We start from the raw sequence: 18548 nt of genomic DNA, 5'->3' as shown, positions 1-18548 counted from the left end.
GAGTAATTCTCGCTAATCAGAGGGGAATGGATAACTTCCTATTGTTTAAAGTTTCACTTTATTCACCTTAGCAAAAACATCGCAGTTCGAAAATATATTATAATAGAATGAAAAGAAAGAAATTTGGCAGAAAGGGAGGGTGGCGATGCAGGAGATGGTTAAAGACTTTTTTGGACGCCCACTTCAAGATTTACGCATATCTGTCATTGATCGTTGCAATTTTAGATGTACATATTGTATGCCAGCAGAAGTATTTGGGCCTGATTATGCTTTTTTGAAAGATGAGTTTTTACTGACGTTTGATGAAATTGAACGTTTGGCAAAAGTGTTTGTTAGCATCGGTGTACGAAAAATTAGACTTACTGGTGGCGAACCACTGCTTCGTAAAGATTTAACAAAACTTATTGCACGTCTCGTGAAAATTGACGGGCTAGTAGATATAGGGTTAACGACAAATGCAATTCATTTAACGAAGCAAGCGAAGGCATTAAAAGAAGCTGGATTACATAGAGTGAATGTTAGTTTAGATGCGATAGATGATGATACATTTAGAAATATTAATGGTCGAAATATTAATACGAAACCTGTGATTAAGGGCATTATAGCAGCAAAAGAGGCAGGGCTTGAAGTAAAAGTAAATATGGTTGTGAAAAAAGGGATGAACGATCATCAAGTACTACCGATGGCTGCATATTTTAAAGAACAAGGAATCACGCTTAGATTTATTGAGTTTATGGACGTTGGTAGTACGAATGGATGGAATTTTGATCAAGTAGTTACGAAGCGGGAATTAATTGAGACAATTCATGGAGTGTATCCGCTTGAGCAAGCTGAAGCACATTATTTTGGTGAAGTTGCGAAACGATATCGGTATGTTGGAACAAATGTAGAGGTTGGTTTTATTACTTCTGTTTCTGAGTCGTTTTGTTCTTCTTGTACGAGAGCGAGAATTTCGGCGGATGGAAAGTTCTATACTTGTTTGTTTGCGACGGAAGGATTGGATATAAGGGAACTTCTTAGAGATAATCTTTCGGATGAAGAGCTATTACATGTTATACAAGATGTATGGATGAATAGAAAAGATAGATATTCAGATGAACGGACAGAAGAAAGTGCAAAAAATCGTCCGAAAATTGAAATGTCTTATATAGGAGGATAAGGAAGGGGGCTATCGTATGCAGGAGCGATATTCAAGACAAATATTATTTCCTGGTGTTGGAGAAGAAGGGCAGCGAAAAATAAGAGAGAAGCATGTGCTTATTATCGGCGCTGGTGCCCTAGGTGCGGCAAATGCAGAAGCGATTGTTAGAGCAGGTGTTGGAAAAGTAACGATTGCAGATCGTGATTATGTAGAATGGAGCAATTTACAAAGACAACAATTATATACAGAAGAAGATGCAAAGCAGTATAAACCGAAGGCGGTAGCGGCAGCAGAACATTTAAAAGAGATTAATTCTGAGGTGGAAATTAATCCAGTTGTAACTGATGTAACGGTGCAAGAAATGGAAGAACTAGTGAATGGTGTAGACTTAATATTAGATGCGACAGATAATTTTGAAACGCGTCTTCTCATTAATGATATTTCACAAAAGTATAATATTCCGTGGATATATGGTGGTTGTGTCGGAAGTTACGGAGTGACTTATACAATTTTACCAGGGAAAACACCGTGTTTCCGCTGTTTAATGGAGCATCCGGCGAGTGGAGCAACATGTGATACAGTTGGTATTATACAGCCAGCGGTGCAGTTAGTAGTTGCGCATCAAATAACAGAAGCGTTGAAAATATTAGTAGAAGACTTTGGTGCGCTTCGTGAAACGATGCTATCGTTTGACCTTTGGAATAATCAGCAGATGGCATTTAAAGTGAATAGGCAGAAAAAAGATACGTGTTTATCTTGTGGAAGATTACGTACATATCCGAGTTTAACATTTGAAGCACAAACGAAAACGGAAGTGTTATGTGGGCGGAATACAGTACAAATTCGTCCAGGGATGCGGAAAGATTTTAATTTAGAAGAAATTAAAAAGCGCTTACAAAAAAGTGTAGAGGTAAAGGCAACACCTTATTTATTATCATTCCCGATAGAAGAATATCGATTTGTTCTATTTACAGATGGTAGGGCGTTTATTCATGGGACAAATGATATGAATGTAGCGAAAAGTTTATATGCAAGATATATAGGTTGAACCTAAAGGAAATCCTTTAGGTTCAACGGAGAGGATTACGAATTTCTCGTATAATCGCCACTTTTTCCACCTGTTTTTTCAAGTAAGTACGTTTCACCAATAATCATACCTTTATCAACAGCTTTACACATATCATACACGGTAAGAGCCGTAGCAGAAGCAGCTGTTAAAGCTTCCATTTCAACGCCAGTGCTACCTTCTGTTTTAACTTTTACTTCAATAAGTAATCGATATTGTTCATTTGATTGTTGCCAATCGAAAGAAACGTCAACACCTTTTAATAATAAAGGATGGCACATTGGGATAATATCAGAAGTGCGTTTTGCAGCCATAATGCCTGCGATTTGGGCAACTGCTAATACGTCACCTTTCCCAATTTCATTGTGAGAGATTTTATCATAAATTTCTTTCGTAACTACAATGCTAGAGCACGCAATTGCTGTTCGAACGGTTGTTTTTTTGTCGCTTATATCAACCATCTTCGCGCGTCCTTGGTCATTAAAGTGTGTGAATGAAGACATGGAATTCCTCCTTGAAGTAATTTCTGTTTAATATATAAAGTTTAATCGAGATAAAAAAAATTGCAAATATGAGGTGAGAAACGATGGTAGAAAAACGAATTCCAATTCAAGTTGCTGAGGCAGTAGAGCGGGTAATGAAATATGCGAAGCATGGTGAAGTAGAAGAAGTTTCTATTACGGAAAGTTACGGGAGAATTCTTGGGCAAGATGTTGTCTCAGATCATGACGTTCCTCATTTTGATCGTTCTCCTTACGATGGTTTCGCAATTCGAGCAGAAGATACGAAAGAAGCGAATCAAGAGAATCCAGTTGAATTTGAAGTGATAGGAGAAATTGGAGCGGGGTCTGTTTTTGTAGAAGAGGTAGGTTCTTTTGAAGCAGTTCGTATTATGACGGGAGCAGCTATTCCAGAGGATTGCAATGCAGTCGTAATGCTAGAACTGACAGAAGGATTTGAGAAGAACGGAAAAACATATATGAGGTTAAAGCGTCCTTTTAATAGTGGTGACAATGTGTCATTTAAAGGAGAAGATATAAAACAAAATCAAGTTCTCGTTAAGAAAGGTGTTGCAATTAATCCAGGTGTTGCTGCGCTATTAGCGACGTTTGGATATAGTACTGTGAAAGTTGTAAAACAGCCTGTTGTCGGTATTGTAACGACAGGGAGTGAATTACTAGAAGTACACGAGTCGTTAGAACCAGGAAAGATTAGAAATAGTAACTCTTATATGATTGCCGCTCAAATTATGAAAGCTGGTGGAAAGGTCCGATATTATGGCCAACTGGCTGATGAGCTAGATGCATGTTTTACAGCTGTTCAATCGGCGATGGATGAGGTTGATATTTTAATTACAACAGGCGGTGTTTCGGTAGGAGATTATGACTACTTACCAGCTATATATGAAAGATTACAGGCGAATGTCCTCTTTAATAAAATAGCGATGAGACCAGGAAGTGTAACGACAGTAGCTGAAGTTGATGGAAAGTTACTTTTCGGTTTATCAGGGAATCCGTCCGCTTGTTATGTAGGCTTTGAATTATTTGTGCATCCGATTATAAAAACGTATTTGTATGCGAAGGAGCCTCACGTATATAGAGCTGATGCTATTTTACAAAAAGATTTTCCAAAGCCAAATCCATTTACTCGTTTCGTAAGAGCAAACGTGACGATCGTGGATGGGGCATTACAAGCGATGCCGGTCGGTTTAGATAAATCGAGTGCGGTATCTTCACTTGCGGATGCAAATGCGTTTATCGTGTTGCCTGGAGGAACGAGAGGATTTGAGGCAGGGATGAAAGTATCCGTATTATTGTTAGAGCATTCGGAGGGATGTGATTGGCCTTGGGCAAAGCCTCTTCAATCATACAAATAGTAGGGTATCAAAATAGCGGGAAAACAACACTTGTAGAGAAAGTTGTGCATGCTTTAGCCGAAAGCGAAATGAAAGTTGCTACAATTAAACATCACGGGCACGGAGGTTTTCCAGAAGTAGCACAAAAAGATAGTGAAAGACACAGAAAAGCCGGTGCTGTCGTAAGTAGTGTAGAAGGTGCGGGATTACTTTCACTTTCTTCGTTAAGAGAGGAATGGTCCTTACAAGAAATTATTCGCTTATATGAGTTTTTTGAAGTGGATACAATTTTAATAGAGGGCTATAAAAAAGAGAACTATCCGAAAATAGTGTTACTTCGTTCTGCGGAAGACGTTGAACTTGTACATAAAGTAGAAAATGTAGTAGCGGTCATTACGTGGTATAATGCGCCGGTAAATTTACGAGAAGAATATAAAGTATTTCATATAACAGAAGAAAAGTTGTACATAGACTGGTTTTTACAAACGGTTAGGAGTGCGAAATGATAAATACATATTATGAAGTAATTGATACAGAAATCTCGATTGAAGAGGTAGCGAAGAAAGTAATTCGCCGTGAATGCGGTGCTGTTACAACGTTTATTGGAACGGTTAGGGAGTTTACGAAAGGGCGTCGTACATTATACTTAGAGTATGTCGCTTATAAGACGATGGCAGAAAAGATGCTACAGAAAATAGGCTTAGAAGTGAAGGAGAAATGGCCAGATACACACGTTGCGATTACGCATCGCATAGGTACATTGCAAATTTCTGATATCGCGGTTGTTGTGGCTGTTTCAACACCGCATCGTAAAGCGGCCTATGAAGCGAATGAATATATTATGGAACGCATAAAACAAATTGTTCCCATTTGGAAAAAGGAGTTTTGGGAAGATGGTGACTCGTGGATTGGTGACCAATTAGAAAAAACGCCATATCCGGCGGGAGAGCCTGGGAAGGAGTTATAAGTATGATTCGAGTATTGTTATTTGCGCACTTGCAAGAAGAAGCAGGAACAAGTGAATTACGAATAGAGAAAGAAAATATTACGGTTGCAGAGTTAAAAGATATTGTTACCAATGAATATAATGTACCAGTATCAGCGCCAATTATGGTTGCAATTAATGAAGAATACGCAAATGAAGATGATAAAATTCAATCTGGTGATGTTGTTGCACTCATACCGCCAGTGAGCGGTGGTTAATATTGGATTCATTAAAACGACTTTCCTGAATAGGGGAAGTCGTTTTTTTATGGTATTTTTGAGAACACTAATTTATAGAACAAGGAGGGCATTATGAAAAAAATATGTGTAATGATGACGATGATATGTTCTATCTTTCTCTTTTCTCCAAGCGACTCTTTGGCGAAAGAATCGAAAGAACAACTTTTAGAGAGTGCGCTCTTAAATCGATATTACTCCGTTATAAGGCAAGCGACAGAAGATCAATATGAATGTGATTCAGTTGTAAATATAAAGCGTCTCGGTAAGAAAGACGAATTCGTTCCTCGATTTGAAGTGACGCTACAATTTCTTACTTTTCAAGGTGCACATAATCCGCCAAATGACAAAGTTACACTTACTTTGGAAGATAATTTAGATCACATAAAGATCAAGAAAGTGGAAAGAGAAAAAAATGTTTCTAGTGCGATCGCAGAAAAGGTTTGCGCACAAGCGAAAGAAAAAATGAAAGCACACTCTAACAGTGTAGAGCGGTAACTGATGACATTTCGTAAAGAAAGGTAATGAGCCATGGATATATTTTTAGCGATTTTACCAGCTATATTTTGGGGAAGTATTGTGCTATTTAACGTGAAACTGGGCGGTGGACCGTATAGTCAAACGCTTGGCACAACGCTTGGTGCACTTATTTTCTCGATTGTTGTTTATATTTTTGTAAAGCCAGTATTAACTCCTACCGTTATTGGAGTTGGAATTGTGTCAGGTTTATTTTGGGCACTTGGTCAGGCGAATCAATTGAAAAGTATTGATTTAATGGGTGTTTCGAGGACGATGCCAATTTCAACAGGACTGCAATTAGTTGCGACGACTTTATTTGGCGTTATCGTATTTCATGAATGGTCCACGACAATTTCAGTCGTCCTTGGAATTTTAGCGCTCGTTTGTATTCTTATCGGTGTTATTTTAACGTCACTTCAAAGTGAAGAAGAAAAAAATGCAGAGCAAGCAGCAAATTTTAAAAGGGGCATCATAATTTTATTAATTTCAACAGTCGGTTATTTAGTTTACGTAGTAGTTATTAGGCTATTTAACGTAGATGGTTGGTCGGCTTTATTACCACAAGCAGTTGGTATGGTGTTAGGAGGTATTTTACTTACGTTTAAACATCATCCATTTAATAAATATGCGATACGAAATATTATTCCAGGATTAATTTGGGCAGCTGGAAATATGTTTTTATTCATTTCGCAGCCGCGTGTCGGAGTCGCAACAAGCTTTTCACTATCGCAAATGGGAATTGTTATTTCGACGCTTGGCGGGATTCTTATATTAGGCGAAAGAAAAACGAAACGTCAATTAACAGGTATCGTTGTTGGGATCGTTTTTATTATTGCAGCTGGAATTATGTTAGGAATTGCAAAAGGTTAAGGAGGTATTGAAATGTATAGTGATTTAGAAGGGAAAGTCGTCGTTATTACAGGATCAGCAACGGGTCTCGGAAGAGCGATGGGAGTAAGGTTTGCTAAGGAGAAAGCAAAGGTCGTTATTAACTATCGCTCACGAGATTCAGAAGCGAATGATGTGTTAGAAGAAATTAAAAAGGTAGGCGGAGAAGCGATTGCTGTAAAAGGTGATGTGACGGTCGAGGCAGATGTTATGAATCTCATTCAATCTGCTGTGAAAGAGTTTGGTACGCTCGACGTTATGATTAATAATGCAGGAATAGAAAACGCGGTACCGTCGCATGAAATGCCGTTAGAAGATTGGAATAAAGTAATCAATACAAATTTAACAGGCGCTTTTTTAGGAAGCCGTGAAGCGATTAAATATTTTGTGGAACACGACATTAAAGGATCTGTCATTAATATGTCTAGCGTTCATGAGAAAATTCCGTGGCCACTATTCGTGCACTACGCAGCAAGTAAGGGCGGTATTAAACTTATGACAGAAACGTTAGCGTTAGAATATGCACCAAAAGGTATTCGAGTAAATAATATTGGACCAGGTGCAATTAATACGCCAATTAATGCCGAAAAGTTTGCTGATCCAAAACAGCGGGCTGACGTAGAAAGTATGATACCGATGGGCTATATTGGGAAACCGGAAGAAATTGCAGCGGTAGCAACTTGGCTTGCTTCATCAGAGGCGAGTTATGTAACGGGAATTACGCTATTTGCAGATGGTGGAATGACGTTATATCCATCGTTTCAAGCTGGGCGTGGGTAATATAAAAGGACGAAGAGATAAAACTCTTCGTCCTTTTTTTACAAAAAAAAATAGCGGCCAGCTATTTTAAATTTAGTGATTAATTGTATCTTGAAGAAATTCTGTTGCTTGATGTTCAGTAACATTTTGTACGAGCGCGACTTCGCTGATCATCATTTTTCGTGCATTATCTAGCATTTGTTTTTCGCTCGCATTTAATGTTCTCTCTTTATTACGGCGAAGTAAATCCCGAACCACTTCTGCGCTATCTTGTAAATTGCCATTTTTCATTTTTTCCATATTCATTGTATATCTTTGTTTCCATGAGAGTGATGGGTCTGACTCCCCGTTTTGAAATTCAAGAAGTATATCATCTAACGTACCTCGATCAACGATATAACGAATACCTGATTTTTTTAATTGTTCCATCGGAAGCATTACTTGCATATCTTTACTAATGATGCGTATCACACAATATTGACGTGAAGTACCTAATATTTCTTTCTCTTCAATTGCTTCGATAATTCCTGCACCGTGCATTGGATAAACGATTTTATCACCAATTTGAAACAAATCATCCACCTCCATATGTGGTAACCACTTTTAATGATAACATAAGTTCGTAAAAATGTCAAATTTTATATAATACCATATTGAATACATTTGAGTCAATATGTAAAAGGTCTTTTTTTATGTATTTTTTTATGGTTTTATGTGAAATAAATATAGATAACTTTTTTAGAAAAATAGTACAGGGTGAAGAAGGGGCATATCCACTTATTTTTAAGCATAAAATGTAAAATCGCTAATACAATATACCTAAATCCGTTCTTTGCAAAGGAGGGAGAGAAGGTGGGGCACACAATAAAAATTGATATTACAAATAAAGTTGTAGCTAAATTTAGATCAAATTATTTGGAATTATATACGAGTAAATTTATGATAGGTAAGTTTTATGTCTATACTGAAGATAAACAATATGTGTTAGAAGACGGATATATATATGAAAATGGAAAGTTTTATCGCATCATAGATACGCACCGTGGCAATAATCAAGCGGCGGAGGGCTGCGATCTAGGATGGTGTTAACATGATTCGTGTGAAAGTGTTTGATGAAAGTCACGAAAAAGACTTAGAAGACGCTGTAAATGTGTTTTTGAAAAAGATTGATGATAGTCACTTTGTAGATATTAAGTACCAAGTTGGTGTTTCTATTAACGATGATGAAAACCAAATTTATTGTTTTTCAGCAATGATTGTTTATAAAGCATAAAAAAGAGCTGGGTGAGCCAGCTCTTTTTTATGCTTTATGTTGGGACAACATGGGTTGGTAATACGTTCATAATAGATTGGGGTGCGCCTAATTTCTTTGTCGTTAAAAGGTTTGCCTCTGTTTCATGATCTTGGGCATCTTTACACATACCAAGGTGATAACGATCACCTAAAAATGGATCAATATAAAAACCGTTTTTGAATACTTTATCATTCGGATGTTTTTCATGGTGAATGTCAGAACAGTTAATGCAATAGAACATAGCTTTCATCCCCTTTTTATTTTTGTTTAAAAAAGTGAGTCGGTAGTCATTTCGCTCCTAAGGAAATGTTGAGGAGAAGAGAAATAACTACCTACTCAAATGGTGGGCATATTCCTTCTGATTTTTTATATCTTGCGTATTGCCTCTTGAGGGAAGGAGGAGAGACGATGTACGCATGATATAAGTAAGGCACTTCTTTCAATATGAATGATGGAGTTTCATGTTGAGAGAAGTTTTTATTTTTTATTGCCTTTGTGAGTATATTATGAGGGAATGCTGAGAGGGTGTTTGTCCTGTTGAAAAAATGTTGAGAATTTCTCAACGGTAAAAAGAATTAGTGTTGACATGAAACTAAAAGGTGTTATATCATTCAAATACAACTAAAAGGTGTTATGTTTTAATGCCGGATAAAGGAGCTAAAAAAATGACTCAACAAAATACATTAAACGATATTAAACAAACAATCGTTTTTAACGCGTCTATTCAAAAAGTATGGAATGTAGTGTCAACTGCAGAAGGAATTGCATCATGGTTTATGCCGAATGATTTTGAATTAGAGGTAGGACATGAGTTTCATGTTCAATCACCATTTGGACCGTCACCATGTAAAGTGTTAGAAATTGATGAACCAAACCATTTATCTTTCTCATGGGACACAGATGGCTGGGTTGTTTCATTCCATTTGAGAGACTTAGGAGAGAATAAAACAGAATTTACATTAATTCACGGCGGTTGGAAACATCCTGATGAAATTCTGCCGAAAGCGAATGCGAAGAGCTCTATTATTCGCGATAGAATGAATGGTGGCTGGGTAGCGATTGTAAATGAAAAACTGAAAAAGGTTGTTGAAGGATAAATGTCTTCGTCAGCAGCGAAATATGATGTATTTCAAGCAATTGCTGATCCGACCCGCCGAGAAGTGTTACGGTTATTAAGTGATAAAGAGTTACCAATTTCAAAAATAACGGATCATTTTCCGATGAGTCGTACGGCTGTTGTGAAGCATCTTCATATTCTTTCAGAAGCGAATTTAGTAAGTGGAAGAAAGAGTGGAAGAGAGAAGATATATTGTTTGCAGCCGGAGCCGTTAGAAGAATTAAAGCAGTGGCTCTCATATTATGAACGATTTTGGGATAATAAATTGTCCGTGCTTAAACATATTGTGGAGAATGAATAATAAAAGAGGATGACCATTTGGGTCATCCTCTTTATTATTGCTCACTTGTTTGTGTAGCTGGTTTTAATAAGAGCCAAGCAATAATTAATGTAAATACTGCTAATACGAAAGTACTCATATAAATAACGTGTACACTTGCTGCTAATGCAGATTGTGATTCAGTTGCTACGTTTGCTGTAGTTCCGCCGTGTCCGCCAGATACAAGATCAAGGTTTTTAATACCACGTGCGTGAATCATCGTATTGAAGATTGTACCGAATATTGCAGCACCTAACGTTTGACTAAATGTATTAATAAATGTGTTTAAACCAACGGCTGTTCCGCGTGTATGAGCTGGTACGGCTGCTTGAATTGTTACCATGTAAATAGGTGTCACAAGCCCCATGCCTAAGCCGAATAATCCGACTGCAACATAAATAAGGAACGATGGTGAATTTGTTGACAATGTAAATAATAAGAAGGTAGCAACTGATAAAATGCTAGCTCCAAGTAAAATAATTTGTTTCGTTTGTAATTTGCCAACTAAGTTACCGGAGAACATAGCACCGAACGTCCACATAACAGGAATTGGCATTAAAATGAGTCCAGCTTCTGTCGCATTTTTTCCTAATACACCTTGGCTCCAAATTGGAAGGTACATTGTAATACTAATAATCATCGCACCGGCAATAAGAGTTAATATGTTTATCGTAGATAATGTACGGTTAGAGAAAAGTGCTAGCGGAATTAATGGTTCCGGAGATTTTTTCTCGATGTATAAGAAAATAATGAATGACACAGCCGCAAAGATTAATAGACCGATGATTGTAATGTCTCCCCAGTTTTGCTTACTGCTACCTGTTAATAATGCGTATAGTAAAACAATTGTACTTAATGAGAAGACTGTCGCACCAAGATAGTCGATATGCTGCTTGGCGGCAGACTTAACAGATTCCTTATAAGAAGTGGCAAACATTAAGCAAGCGATAATTCCGAAAGGAACGTTTAAGAAGAAAATATAGCGCCAAGAAAGAGAATCAACTAAAAAACCACCTACTAACGGCCCGACAACACCAGATACCCCCCAAACGGCACTCATCCAGCCCTGTGCTTTCGCGCGGTCTTTCGCTTCGCTATATAAGTCTCCAATAATCGTCATTGTGATTGGCATAACAGCGCCAGCGCCTATACCTTGAAGAGCACGGAAGAAGATTAATTGTTCCATCGATGTAACGACACCGCAAAGTGCAGAGCCGATTAAAAAGATTGTAGCTCCGATAAGTAGAACTTTTTTACGACCGAATAAATCAGCCAATTTTCCGTATATTGGAGTCGAAACCGCTGTGGCAAGCATATAAATTGCGTAAACCCAGCTAACAAGTTCGACGCCTGACAAATCACTCGTTATACGAGGGATTGCTGTACTAACAATCGTTCCTTCTACAGCAGAAAGAAACGTCATTAGCATTAAAGACACCATGACTTTTTTTCTCATATGTTTTCCCCTTACCCTTTTTTAAATATTCAACAATATAAAATATAAAGGTACTAAGGTATATAAAGCAACAAATAAGTAATGGGAAGTTAGGGGGGGGATATTTGTCGCTTATTGTCGGTAAGTCGATATATTTGAGAAATCGCTGATATAAGTTGCAGAATCGCTGATATTTTTGAAACATCGATGATATAAGTCGTGGAATCGCTGATATATTTGCAGAATCGCCGATATAATTTCATGTACCTATAAAAAAAGAAACAGGAATCCTGTTTCTTTTTTAATATTGCATTTTCGCATTTTCTCCAGCTGTAGTTCCAGCAATTCTACCAGTAACGAGAGCAGATGTAATGTTATAACCGCCCGTATAACCGTGAATATCAAGAACTTCTCCGCAGAAATATAAGCCATTCGTGAATTTAGAAGACATTTCTTTCGGATTAATTTCTTTAACAGATACGCCTCCGCCAGTAACGAATGCTTTTTCAATTGACTGCGTACCATTTACATTCACAGTAAATTCTTTAAAGTCTTTCACAAGTGCACGAATCTTTTCATGAGAAACTTGTCCAGCTTGTTCGCTACCGTCAATTTCATTTTTTTCTAATAAGAATAGGAAGTAACGCTCGGGAACGTATCCTTTTAACACGTTTTTAATTCCTTTTTTCGGATCTTCTTTCATTTGTTTCAGCATGCGCTGGAATAGTTGTTCACTATTTTCTTCTGGTAATGCATCAATACTCATTTGTATTGTATTCGTTTTAAACTTTTTCAGTGCTTTCACGACGAATTGACTACAGCGAAGAGCAGCAGGACCAGATAGGCCGAAATGAGTGAAGAGCATGTCCATTTTGTGAGAAATGATAGCTTTTCCTTTCGGGTTTAATACGCTTAAGTTTATATCACGTAAAGCAAGACCTTGCAGTGAACGGTCTCGAATAAATGGTTCATTTGAAAGGATTGGTACTTCTGTTGGGAATAATTCTGTAATTGTATGACCACCTTTTTCAGCCCAAGCGTATCCATCTCCAGTAGAACCAGTTTGAGGAACAGATTTTCCGCCAACAGCGATAACGACGTGATTCGTTTCTAACACTTCGCCTGTTTGTAATACAACTGCTTTCGTTTGACCATTTTCATATTCAATCGTTTCAACAGGTGTATTCGTACGGATTTTCACACCTAAGTCTTTTAATCGTGTTAAAAGTGCATCTACAACAGATTGCGCTTTGTTTGATACAGGGAACATACGGCCATGATCTTCTTCTTTCAATTTTACCCCGAGATTTTCGAAGAATGTAATAATATCTTCATTATTAAAAATAGAAAAAGCGCTGTATAAGAAGCGGCCATTTCCTGGTATATGTTTAACGATTTCATCAAGTGGTAGACGGTTTGTTACGTTACAACGACCACCACCAGAAATCGCAAGTTTGCGCCCTAGTTTATTTCCTTTATCAAGAAGTAAGACATTTGCGCCTTCTTCTGCAGCACCGATTGCAGCCATTAGCCCAGAAGGCCCGCCACCGATTACAATAACATCATAATGCATAATATATCGACCTCATTTTCTACATTTCCTGCCTAAAAGAATAGCATGTTTTCCCTTAAAAGAAAAATAGAGTGAAGTACTGCTTGAGGGGAGAATTGTGGTACAATACAAAAGTTAGAGTTCAGCGTTATATAGGAAGTAGGAGGATTTTCGTATGTCCGATTCAAAATTTCTGCGCGGAACGCTTATTGTGACGTTAGGGACATTTTTAGTAAAGTTCTTAGGCATGATTTACGTCTTTCCGTTTCATGCATTAGTAGGCACAGAAGGCGGAACGCTCTATACATATGGATATATTCCATATACGATATTTTTAAGTATTGCAACGGCAGGGGTGCCGCTTGCTGTTTCAAAGTTTGTTTCCAAATATAATGCACTTGGAGATTATAAAACGAGCCGAAGAATGTTCCGCTCGGGAATGGTTATGATGATAGTAACAGGAGTTCTTTCCTTCTTAGTACTGTACATGACCGCACCATTATTTGCAGAAGCAATGCTTGGTAAACAAAGTTTACAAAATAAGGTAGAAGAAGTTACGACGATTATTCGCCTCGTAAGTTTCGCACTTATTGTTGTACCGGCAGCAAGTTTGATTCGTGGTTATTTCCAAGGTCACCAATCGATGGGACCGACTACGGTGTCACAAATTATTGAACAAATTATTCGTATCGTCTTTTTACTAGCGGGTAGTTTCATCGTTATTAAAATACTTGGCGGTACAGTAGCAACAGCAGTCGGAGTTGCGACATTCGCTGCATTCGTTTCAGCAGTTGGAGCACTCGGCGTATTAATTTGGTACTGGTTAAAACGTAAAAAATATTTGGATCAATATTTAATTGAACAAACTGTACCAGAATCGACAGTAAGTACCGTTCAATTGTTTAAAGAGTTATTTGCGTATGCAATTCCTTACGTTGTAATTGGGTTAACAATTCCTTTATATCAACAAATTGATACATTGACATTTAACTCTATTATGCAGGCAATTGGTCAAGGTGATATCGCAGAGCGAGCGCTCGGTATTTTCACAATGTGGACGCATAAATTAATTATGATTCCAGTATCGCTTGCAACAGCGTTTAGTTTAACGCTTGTACCAGCGATTACAAAATCATTTACGGAAAAACAATATCGCTATTTAAAATTACAAATTACACAAACATTCCAGGCGAATATGTTTTTAACATTGCCAGCAGTTGTCGGTATTTCAACACTGGCTTATCCAATTTACACTGCGTTTTACGATTCAGATCCATTAGGTGGACAAGTGTTAATGTGGTATGCACCAGTTGCATTGTTATTTGCTTTATTTACGGTGACAGCCGCGATTCTGCAAGGGATTAATCAACAAAAACATGCGATTGTCGCACTTGTTATGGGTGTTATTTTGAAATTTGTATGTAACGTAATCTTTATTCGATATTTCGGTACAGTAGGAGCGATTTTAGCTACTGCAGTCGGTTTCTTAGCGTCCGTATGGTATACGAATAGACAAATCCAAAAACATGCACACTATTCATTTGGTGTTGTATATAAGAGAACATTCCAAATTGCAGTATTAACACTTGTAATGGTCGTGGCGGTAAAACTATCACAGTGGATTCTATCCTTCATGATTTCGCCAGATGGCCGTATTGGTGCTTTAATTACAGTTGCGATTTGTGCAGGTGTTGGTGGTCTTGTTTACGGTCTGTTAGCAATTCGCACAGGAGTACTTGAAAGAGTATTTGGCGGAGAAGCGTTAGAGAAAATCCAGCGTAAACTTGGCAGTAGATTCAAAATAAAGTTGAAATCAAAAGGGGCGTAAATACGTCCCCTTTTCTATGATAAATAAAGAAGGTGAAAAACGTGAGATTAGATAAATTATTAGCGAATATGGGATACGGAAGTAGAAAAGAAGTAAAGAAATTATTGAAAGACGGCGTTGTGAAGATTGATGGAACGCCGGTGAAAGATGCAAAGGTTCATGTAAATGTAGAAGAGCAAGAAGTTATGATTCACGGTGAAGTTGTAGAATATAAAGAGTTTGTTTATTTAATGCTGCATAAACCACAAGGTGTAATTTCAGCTACAGAAGATGATAATCACGAAACAGTAATAGATTTATTAGAACTAGAAGATGCAATCTTTGATCCGTTCCCAGTTGGACGACTTGATATCGATACGGAAGGTTTCTTATTGATAACAAATGACGGGAAGTTATCACATCAATTATTATCTCCGAAAAAGCATGTGCCGAAAAAATACTATGCACACGTTGCAGGAGTTGTAACGGAAGAGGATGTAAAAGAGTTTGCTAAAGGTGTTATTTTAGACGATGGTTATGAAACGAAACCAGGTGCACTTACAATATTAAAAAGCGATGATGTTTCTGAAATTGAGCTTGTGATTACAGAAGGAAAATTCCATCAAGTGAAGCGCATGTTTGAAGCAGTAGGGAAAAAGGTTGTTTACCTAAAGAGAACAGAGATGGGTCCGTTAGTATTAGATGAAGAACTAGAACTTGGAGAATACCGAGAGCTAACAGATGAAGAAGTAGAAATGTTAAAAACATATCAAGTAGATACTGAGAAGTAGTCCTGTTTTTAGGCGCAGAAAAGACCCCTTTCTAATGAGTTAGAAAGGGGTATGTATTTATTTACATACAATTATTTTTTCGTTATGAGGTCATTCTCACTTTCTTTCCTGTTGTTGTCCACTTACCGCGGCAAGGGCTATACACGAGTTCATTAAACTGCAACACATTTAGATCACGTTGTATCGTTCGCGGTGTGATCCCGAACTCATCTACAAGGTCTTTCGTCGTTACCGTTCCGTTTTCATTGATGTACATATAAATTGATTTAATGCGTGTTAGCATACGAGTAGTTGTAGGTTTCAAGAGAAAACCACTCCTCTACTAGTTTTTTTGACCCCATTCAGGAAAGAAGGTCGTTACTACCATTGTACTCTACATGATAAAATTCATGCTTTAATCTACTTAAATTTTACAAAAGTTTAACAAAATTTCATATAGAAAAATATTGGTAGTTGACATTGTATATATGATCAGTCAACTAACACATAAAATTCTACGTAAAACGCCAAATTCCTGCAAAATTTTTTGAAAAAATAAAAGAAAAACTAATGGGAAATATCTGAAATATTAAAATTGTTCGGTATTTAACTTTCGTGTATGGCATAAGGGATTTCGGTTTGCTATGATGAAAGAGATAATATAGCGAAGGATGGATGCGTGATGTCAGCGATTAATTGGACAGAAGAAGTTGCAAAACGAAAAGATGATTTAATTCGTGATACACAACAATTTTTGCAAATTAAAAGTGTGTGGGAAGAAGAGTCGGCGAAAGAGGGCGCACCGTTCGGTGAAGGTGTAGAAAAAGCTTTATCTTTCATGTTACATAAAGGAGAATTAGAAGGTTTTTCTTCTAAAAATTTAGAAGGTTATGCAGGTCATCTTGAAATGGGACAAGGAGAAGAACTAGTAGGTATTCTTTGTCATGTTGATGTTGTACCAGAAGGAGATGGCTGGACGACTCCTGCATATAGTGCAGATATTCGCGAAGGAAAGATTTTTGCACGTGGTGCAATTGATGATAAAGGCCCAACGATGGCAGCTTATTATGCGATGAAAATTGTGAAAGAATTAGGGTTGCCTCTTTCAAAACGCGTTCGTATGATTTTAGGAACAGATGAAGAAAGTAACTGGAAATGTGTAGATCACTACTTTAAAAACGAAGAAATGCCAACAATCGGTTTTGCGCCAGACGCGGACTTTCCAATTATTAATGCAGAAAAAGGAATTTCTGATATACAAGTTGTGCAAAATGGTAGTGAAGAGAAAAAAGGTGTATATGAACTCGTTTCATTTGAGTCAGGCCGTCGTTTAAACATGGTTCCTGATTTTGCAAAAGCGGTTATTACAGGAGAAGATGTAAATGCACTTACAGTAGCATATGAAGAGTATTTACAAACGGCTAAAAAAATAGGGAACTCAACTATAGAAGGAAATACAGTGACGTTGCAAATAGAAGGAATTTCAGCACACGGATCTACTCCAGAAAAAGGAGAAAATGCAGGTTTACTATTAGCAAACTTCTTAACTACAGTTTCACTTGATGGAAAAGCAAATGCATTTGCGACATTTGCAGCAGAAACATTTACTGGTGATATTTTTGGTGAAAAAGCTACTATTGCTTATAAAGACGAAGTTAGCGGTCCGTTAACAGTGAATGTCGGTCGCCTTTCTTATACGAAAGAAAACGGTGGCAACTTAGGGTTAAACGTACGTTACCCAGTTACGACTAACTTTGAAGAAATGATTGCGAAGTTAAAAGAATACGTTAGTATTCATGGATTTGAAGTAGCGGATTATTCTAACTCTCGTCCGCATCACGTCGATAAAGACCACGTATTAATTCGTACGCTGCAGCGCGTGTATGAAGAACAAACAGGAGAAAAAGCAGAGCTATTAGCAATCGGCGGTGGTACTTACGCCCGTTCATTGAAAGCTGGCGTTGCATTTGGCCCGCTATTCCCTGGAAAAGAAGAACTTGCGCATCAAAAAGATGAGTACATTGAAATTGAAGACTTATTAAAAGCAACAGCAATTTACGCGCAAGCAATTCATGAATTAGCGAAATAAAGGATATATGAATAATGACCGCTCTCTACTTTAGAGGGCGGCTTCTTTTTAACTGAATGAGATAAGAAAGAAAAGCAACAATAAAAAGAAGGAGATGATATAAATGGAGCCGCATTATTTTGTCGCAATTACTTTACCAAATTATATAAAAGAAGTGCTCTCTAATTATAAAGAGGATATGGAGGAGGAATTACCATTTCGCTCGTGGGTACATAAGGAAGACTATCATATTACCCTTTCCTTTTTAGGAAGTGCGACAGAGGAACAATTAAAAGGAATAAAGAATGGATTACAAACACTTATAGAAAAAAAGGAACTACCTTTCACATTACAAGGATTTTCAACATTTGGCATGGAAGACAGGCCACGTATTTTTTGGGCGAAGGTAAGTGAGAATCATGAGTTGTTTCAGTTACAAAAGCAAGTGCATGCGATTTGTGAAGGGAATGGGTTTTCTTTAGAAACACGTCCGTATCATCCACATATTACTGTTGCTCGTAAATGGATGGGAGAAAGAAAGTTTCATTTGGAAAATATAAAAAAAGTGCCTGAAATATCATTTCAAGCGGATACAATTACTTTATACGAATCTCACGTGAAGGAAACACCGAAATATAAATCGATTGCTGAAATAAAACTACAAAAATAGAATGTATGAAAACGTTTTTTATACAGGTGAATATACTATAGAGAATAATGGAGTTACTGTATAGAGT

Annotated in this window: 23 protein-coding genes; 17 read left to right on the top strand and 6 right to left on the bottom strand. The window is 37.4% G+C overall.

What is annotated here, in order from left to right; translation table 11 throughout:
* Positions 1-145 precede the first annotated feature (145 nt).
* On the top strand, positions 146-1159 hold the full coding sequence (gene moaA / locus JDS98_RS10445) for a GTP 3',8-cyclase MoaA (RefSeq protein ID WP_001157125.1): 1014 nt from the start codon (positions 146-148) through the stop codon (positions 1157-1159).
* A gap of 16 nt (positions 1160-1175) precedes the next feature.
* Positions 1176-2189, top strand: a complete 1014-nt coding sequence (locus JDS98_RS10440; protein ID WP_097959486.1) for a molybdopterin-synthase adenylyltransferase MoeB — start codon at positions 1176-1178, stop codon at positions 2187-2189.
* Positions 2190-2224: 35 nt separating this feature from the next.
* Here JDS98_RS10440 and moaC read toward each other — a convergent pair whose 3' ends face one another.
* The gene (gene moaC, locus JDS98_RS10435; protein ID WP_000094154.1) at positions 2225-2710 is read right to left on the bottom strand and encodes a cyclic pyranopterin monophosphate synthase MoaC; all 486 of its coding nucleotides are present in this window, start codon (positions 2708-2710) and stop codon (positions 2225-2227) included.
* An 83-nt stretch (positions 2711-2793) separates the two neighbouring features.
* Here moaC and moeA point away from each other — a divergent pair, with 83 nt between their 5' ends.
* From moeA to JDS98_RS10400, 7 genes are all read left to right on the top strand, one after another.
* Positions 2794-4083, top strand: a complete 1290-nt coding sequence (moeA, locus tag JDS98_RS10430; protein WP_097959487.1) for a molybdopterin molybdotransferase MoeA — start codon at positions 2794-2796, stop codon at positions 4081-4083.
* On the top strand, positions 4047-4568 hold the full coding sequence (mobB, locus tag JDS98_RS10425) for a molybdopterin-guanine dinucleotide biosynthesis protein B (protein WP_141555995.1): 522 nt from the start codon (positions 4047-4049) through the stop codon (positions 4566-4568). The genes moeA and mobB overlap by 37 nt, the downstream gene beginning before the upstream one ends.
* The gene (gene moaE, locus JDS98_RS10420) at positions 4565-5029 is read left to right on the top strand and encodes a molybdopterin synthase catalytic subunit MoaE (RefSeq protein WP_000611221.1); all 465 of its coding nucleotides are present in this window, start codon (positions 4565-4567) and stop codon (positions 5027-5029) included. The genes mobB and moaE overlap by 4 nt, the downstream gene beginning before the upstream one ends.
* Positions 5030-5031: 2 nt before the next feature.
* Entirely contained in the window at positions 5032-5265 is a 234-nt protein-coding gene (gene moaD / locus JDS98_RS10415) for a molybdopterin converting factor subunit 1 (RefSeq protein ID WP_097959489.1), read from the top strand.
* Positions 5266-5358: 93 nt separating this feature from the next.
* Entirely contained in the window at positions 5359-5781 is a 423-nt protein-coding gene (locus JDS98_RS10410; protein WP_097959490.1) for a DUF3888 domain-containing protein, read from the top strand.
* 33 nt (positions 5782-5814) lie between these two features.
* The gene (gene glcU / locus JDS98_RS10405) at positions 5815-6672 is read left to right on the top strand and encodes a glucose uptake protein GlcU (RefSeq protein WP_000350875.1); all 858 of its coding nucleotides are present in this window, start codon (positions 5815-5817) and stop codon (positions 6670-6672) included.
* Between the two features lie 12 nt (positions 6673-6684).
* Positions 6685-7470 (top strand): glucose 1-dehydrogenase, encoded by a 786-nt coding sequence (locus tag JDS98_RS10400; RefSeq protein ID WP_000286691.1) that lies wholly within the window; start codon positions 6685-6687, stop codon positions 7468-7470.
* 72 nt (positions 7471-7542) lie between these two features.
* Here JDS98_RS10400 and JDS98_RS10395 read toward each other — a convergent pair whose 3' ends face one another.
* The gene (locus JDS98_RS10395) at positions 7543-8037 is read right to left on the bottom strand and encodes a CarD family transcriptional regulator (RefSeq protein ID WP_000451446.1); all 495 of its coding nucleotides are present in this window, start codon (positions 8035-8037) and stop codon (positions 7543-7545) included.
* Between the two features lie 264 nt (positions 8038-8301).
* Here JDS98_RS10395 and JDS98_RS30245 point away from each other — a divergent pair, with 264 nt between their 5' ends.
* Entirely contained in the window at positions 8302-8538 is a 237-nt protein-coding gene (locus JDS98_RS30245; RefSeq protein WP_000510185.1) for a DUF2553 family protein, read from the top strand.
* Position 8539: 1 nt separating this feature from the next.
* Positions 8540-8722, top strand: a complete 183-nt coding sequence (locus JDS98_RS10385; protein ID WP_000621749.1) for a sporulation protein Cse60 — start codon at positions 8540-8542, stop codon at positions 8720-8722.
* A gap of 34 nt (positions 8723-8756) precedes the next feature.
* On the opposite strand, the gene JDS98_RS10380 is transcribed toward JDS98_RS10385, so the two are convergent.
* Positions 8757-8984, bottom strand: a complete 228-nt coding sequence (locus JDS98_RS10380; protein ID WP_000498976.1) for a DUF3973 domain-containing protein — start codon at positions 8982-8984, stop codon at positions 8757-8759.
* A gap of 424 nt (positions 8985-9408) precedes the next feature.
* Between JDS98_RS10380 and JDS98_RS10375 the strand changes: the two genes are divergently transcribed.
* Together JDS98_RS10375 and JDS98_RS10370 are read left to right on the top strand one after the other, a co-directional pair.
* Positions 9409-9840 (top strand): SRPBCC family protein, encoded by a 432-nt coding sequence (locus JDS98_RS10375; RefSeq protein WP_033661377.1) that lies wholly within the window; start codon positions 9409-9411, stop codon positions 9838-9840.
* Positions 9841-10161: an ArsR/SmtB family transcription factor gene (locus tag JDS98_RS10370; RefSeq protein ID WP_000098842.1), complete on the top strand. Its 321-nt coding sequence runs from the start codon at positions 9841-9843 to the stop codon at positions 10159-10161.
* Positions 10162-10195: 34 nt separating this feature from the next.
* Here the strand turns inward: JDS98_RS10370 and JDS98_RS10365 are convergent, their stop codons facing one another.
* Both JDS98_RS10365 and JDS98_RS10360 read right to left on the bottom strand, forming a co-directional pair.
* Complete coding sequence (locus tag JDS98_RS10365; RefSeq protein ID WP_199633870.1) at positions 10196-11635, bottom strand: MDR family MFS transporter; 1440 nt, start codon at positions 11633-11635, stop codon at positions 10196-10198.
* 280 nt (positions 11636-11915) lie between these two features.
* Positions 11916-13187 carry a BaiN/RdsA family NAD(P)/FAD-dependent oxidoreductase gene (locus tag JDS98_RS10360; protein WP_000558865.1) on the bottom strand — a complete coding sequence of 424 codons (1272 nt, stop codon included), beginning with the start codon at positions 13185-13187 and terminating at the stop codon, positions 11916-11918.
* A 154-nt stretch (positions 13188-13341) separates the two neighbouring features.
* Here JDS98_RS10360 and JDS98_RS10355 point away from each other — a divergent pair, with 154 nt between their 5' ends.
* Together JDS98_RS10355 and JDS98_RS10350 are read left to right on the top strand one after the other, a co-directional pair.
* Complete coding sequence (locus JDS98_RS10355; protein WP_001284037.1) at positions 13342-14994, top strand: putative polysaccharide biosynthesis protein; 1653 nt, start codon at positions 13342-13344, stop codon at positions 14992-14994.
* A 41-nt stretch (positions 14995-15035) separates the two neighbouring features.
* A complete protein-coding gene (locus JDS98_RS10350; protein WP_001234943.1) occupies positions 15036-15764 on the top strand; it encodes a pseudouridine synthase in 729 nt (242 codons plus the stop codon).
* A gap of 82 nt (positions 15765-15846) precedes the next feature.
* Here JDS98_RS10350 and JDS98_RS10345 read toward each other — a convergent pair whose 3' ends face one another.
* A complete protein-coding gene (locus JDS98_RS10345; RefSeq protein WP_000805512.1) occupies positions 15847-16068 on the bottom strand; it encodes a DeoR family transcriptional regulator in 222 nt (73 codons plus the stop codon).
* Positions 16069-16425: 357 nt separating this feature from the next.
* Here JDS98_RS10345 and pepV point away from each other — a divergent pair, with 357 nt between their 5' ends.
* Positions 16426-17832, top strand: a complete 1407-nt coding sequence (gene pepV, locus JDS98_RS10340; protein ID WP_098820850.1) for a dipeptidase PepV — start codon at positions 16426-16428, stop codon at positions 17830-17832.
* 103 nt (positions 17833-17935) lie between these two features.
* On the top strand, positions 17936-18481 hold the full coding sequence (thpR, locus tag JDS98_RS10335; RefSeq protein WP_098912190.1) for an RNA 2',3'-cyclic phosphodiesterase: 546 nt from the start codon (positions 17936-17938) through the stop codon (positions 18479-18481).
* Positions 18482-18548 lie beyond the last annotated feature (67 nt).

The organism is Bacillus cereus group sp. N11 (assembly GCF_016483605.1).
Taxonomy (GTDB): Bacteria; Bacillota; Bacilli; order Bacillales; family Bacillaceae_G; genus Bacillus_A; species Bacillus_A toyonensis.
The sequence above is the reverse complement of the archived record's forward strand: the minus strand, read 5'-3'. Positions and strand labels throughout refer to the sequence as shown.

Excerpts from the sequence above, each read along its gene's own strand:
- JDS98_RS10380 (WP_000498976.1), bottom strand. The coding sequence starts at position 8,984 with ATGTTCTATTGCATTAACTGTTCTGACATTCACCATGAAAAACATCCG.
- moaA (WP_001157125.1), top strand. The coding sequence starts at position 146 with ATGCAGGAGATGGTTAAAGACTTTTTTGGACGCCCACTTCAAGATTTA.
- JDS98_RS10365 (WP_199633870.1), bottom strand. The coding sequence starts at position 11,635 with ATGAGAAAAAAAGTCATGGTGTCTTTAATGCTAATGACGTTTCTTTCT.
- moaC (WP_000094154.1), bottom strand. The coding sequence starts at position 2,710 with ATGTCTTCATTCACACACTTTAATGACCAAGGACGCGCGAAGATGGTT.
- moaE (WP_000611221.1), top strand. The coding sequence starts at position 4,565 with ATGATAAATACATATTATGAAGTAATTGATACAGAAATCTCGATTGAA.
- moeA (WP_097959487.1), top strand. The coding sequence starts at position 2,794 with ATGGTAGAAAAACGAATTCCAATTCAAGTTGCTGAGGCAGTAGAGCGG.
- JDS98_RS10375 (WP_033661377.1), top strand. The coding sequence starts at position 9,409 with ATGACTCAACAAAATACATTAAACGATATTAAACAAACAATCGTTTTT.
- JDS98_RS10355 (WP_001284037.1), top strand. The coding sequence starts at position 13,342 with ATGTCCGATTCAAAATTTCTGCGCGGAACGCTTATTGTGACGTTAGGG.
- JDS98_RS10385 (WP_000621749.1), top strand. The coding sequence starts at position 8,540 with ATGATTCGTGTGAAAGTGTTTGATGAAAGTCACGAAAAAGACTTAGAA.
- JDS98_RS10400 (WP_000286691.1), top strand. The coding sequence starts at position 6,685 with ATGTATAGTGATTTAGAAGGGAAAGTCGTCGTTATTACAGGATCAGCA.
- JDS98_RS10370 (WP_000098842.1), top strand. The coding sequence starts at position 9,841 with ATGTCTTCGTCAGCAGCGAAATATGATGTATTTCAAGCAATTGCTGAT.
- JDS98_RS10395 (WP_000451446.1), bottom strand. The coding sequence starts at position 8,037 with ATGGAGGTGGATGATTTGTTTCAAATTGGTGATAAAATCGTTTATCCA.
- JDS98_RS10360 (WP_000558865.1), bottom strand. The coding sequence starts at position 13,187 with ATGCATTATGATGTTATTGTAATCGGTGGCGGGCCTTCTGGGCTAATG.
- pepV (WP_098820850.1), top strand. The coding sequence starts at position 16,426 with ATGTCAGCGATTAATTGGACAGAAGAAGTTGCAAAACGAAAAGATGAT.
- JDS98_RS10440 (WP_097959486.1), top strand. The coding sequence starts at position 1,176 with ATGCAGGAGCGATATTCAAGACAAATATTATTTCCTGGTGTTGGAGAA.
- glcU (WP_000350875.1), top strand. The coding sequence starts at position 5,815 with ATGGATATATTTTTAGCGATTTTACCAGCTATATTTTGGGGAAGTATT.
- thpR (WP_098912190.1), top strand. The coding sequence starts at position 17,936 with ATGGAGCCGCATTATTTTGTCGCAATTACTTTACCAAATTATATAAAA.
- moaD (WP_097959489.1), top strand. The coding sequence starts at position 5,032 with ATGATTCGAGTATTGTTATTTGCGCACTTGCAAGAAGAAGCAGGAACA.
- JDS98_RS10410 (WP_097959490.1), top strand. The coding sequence starts at position 5,359 with ATGAAAAAAATATGTGTAATGATGACGATGATATGTTCTATCTTTCTC.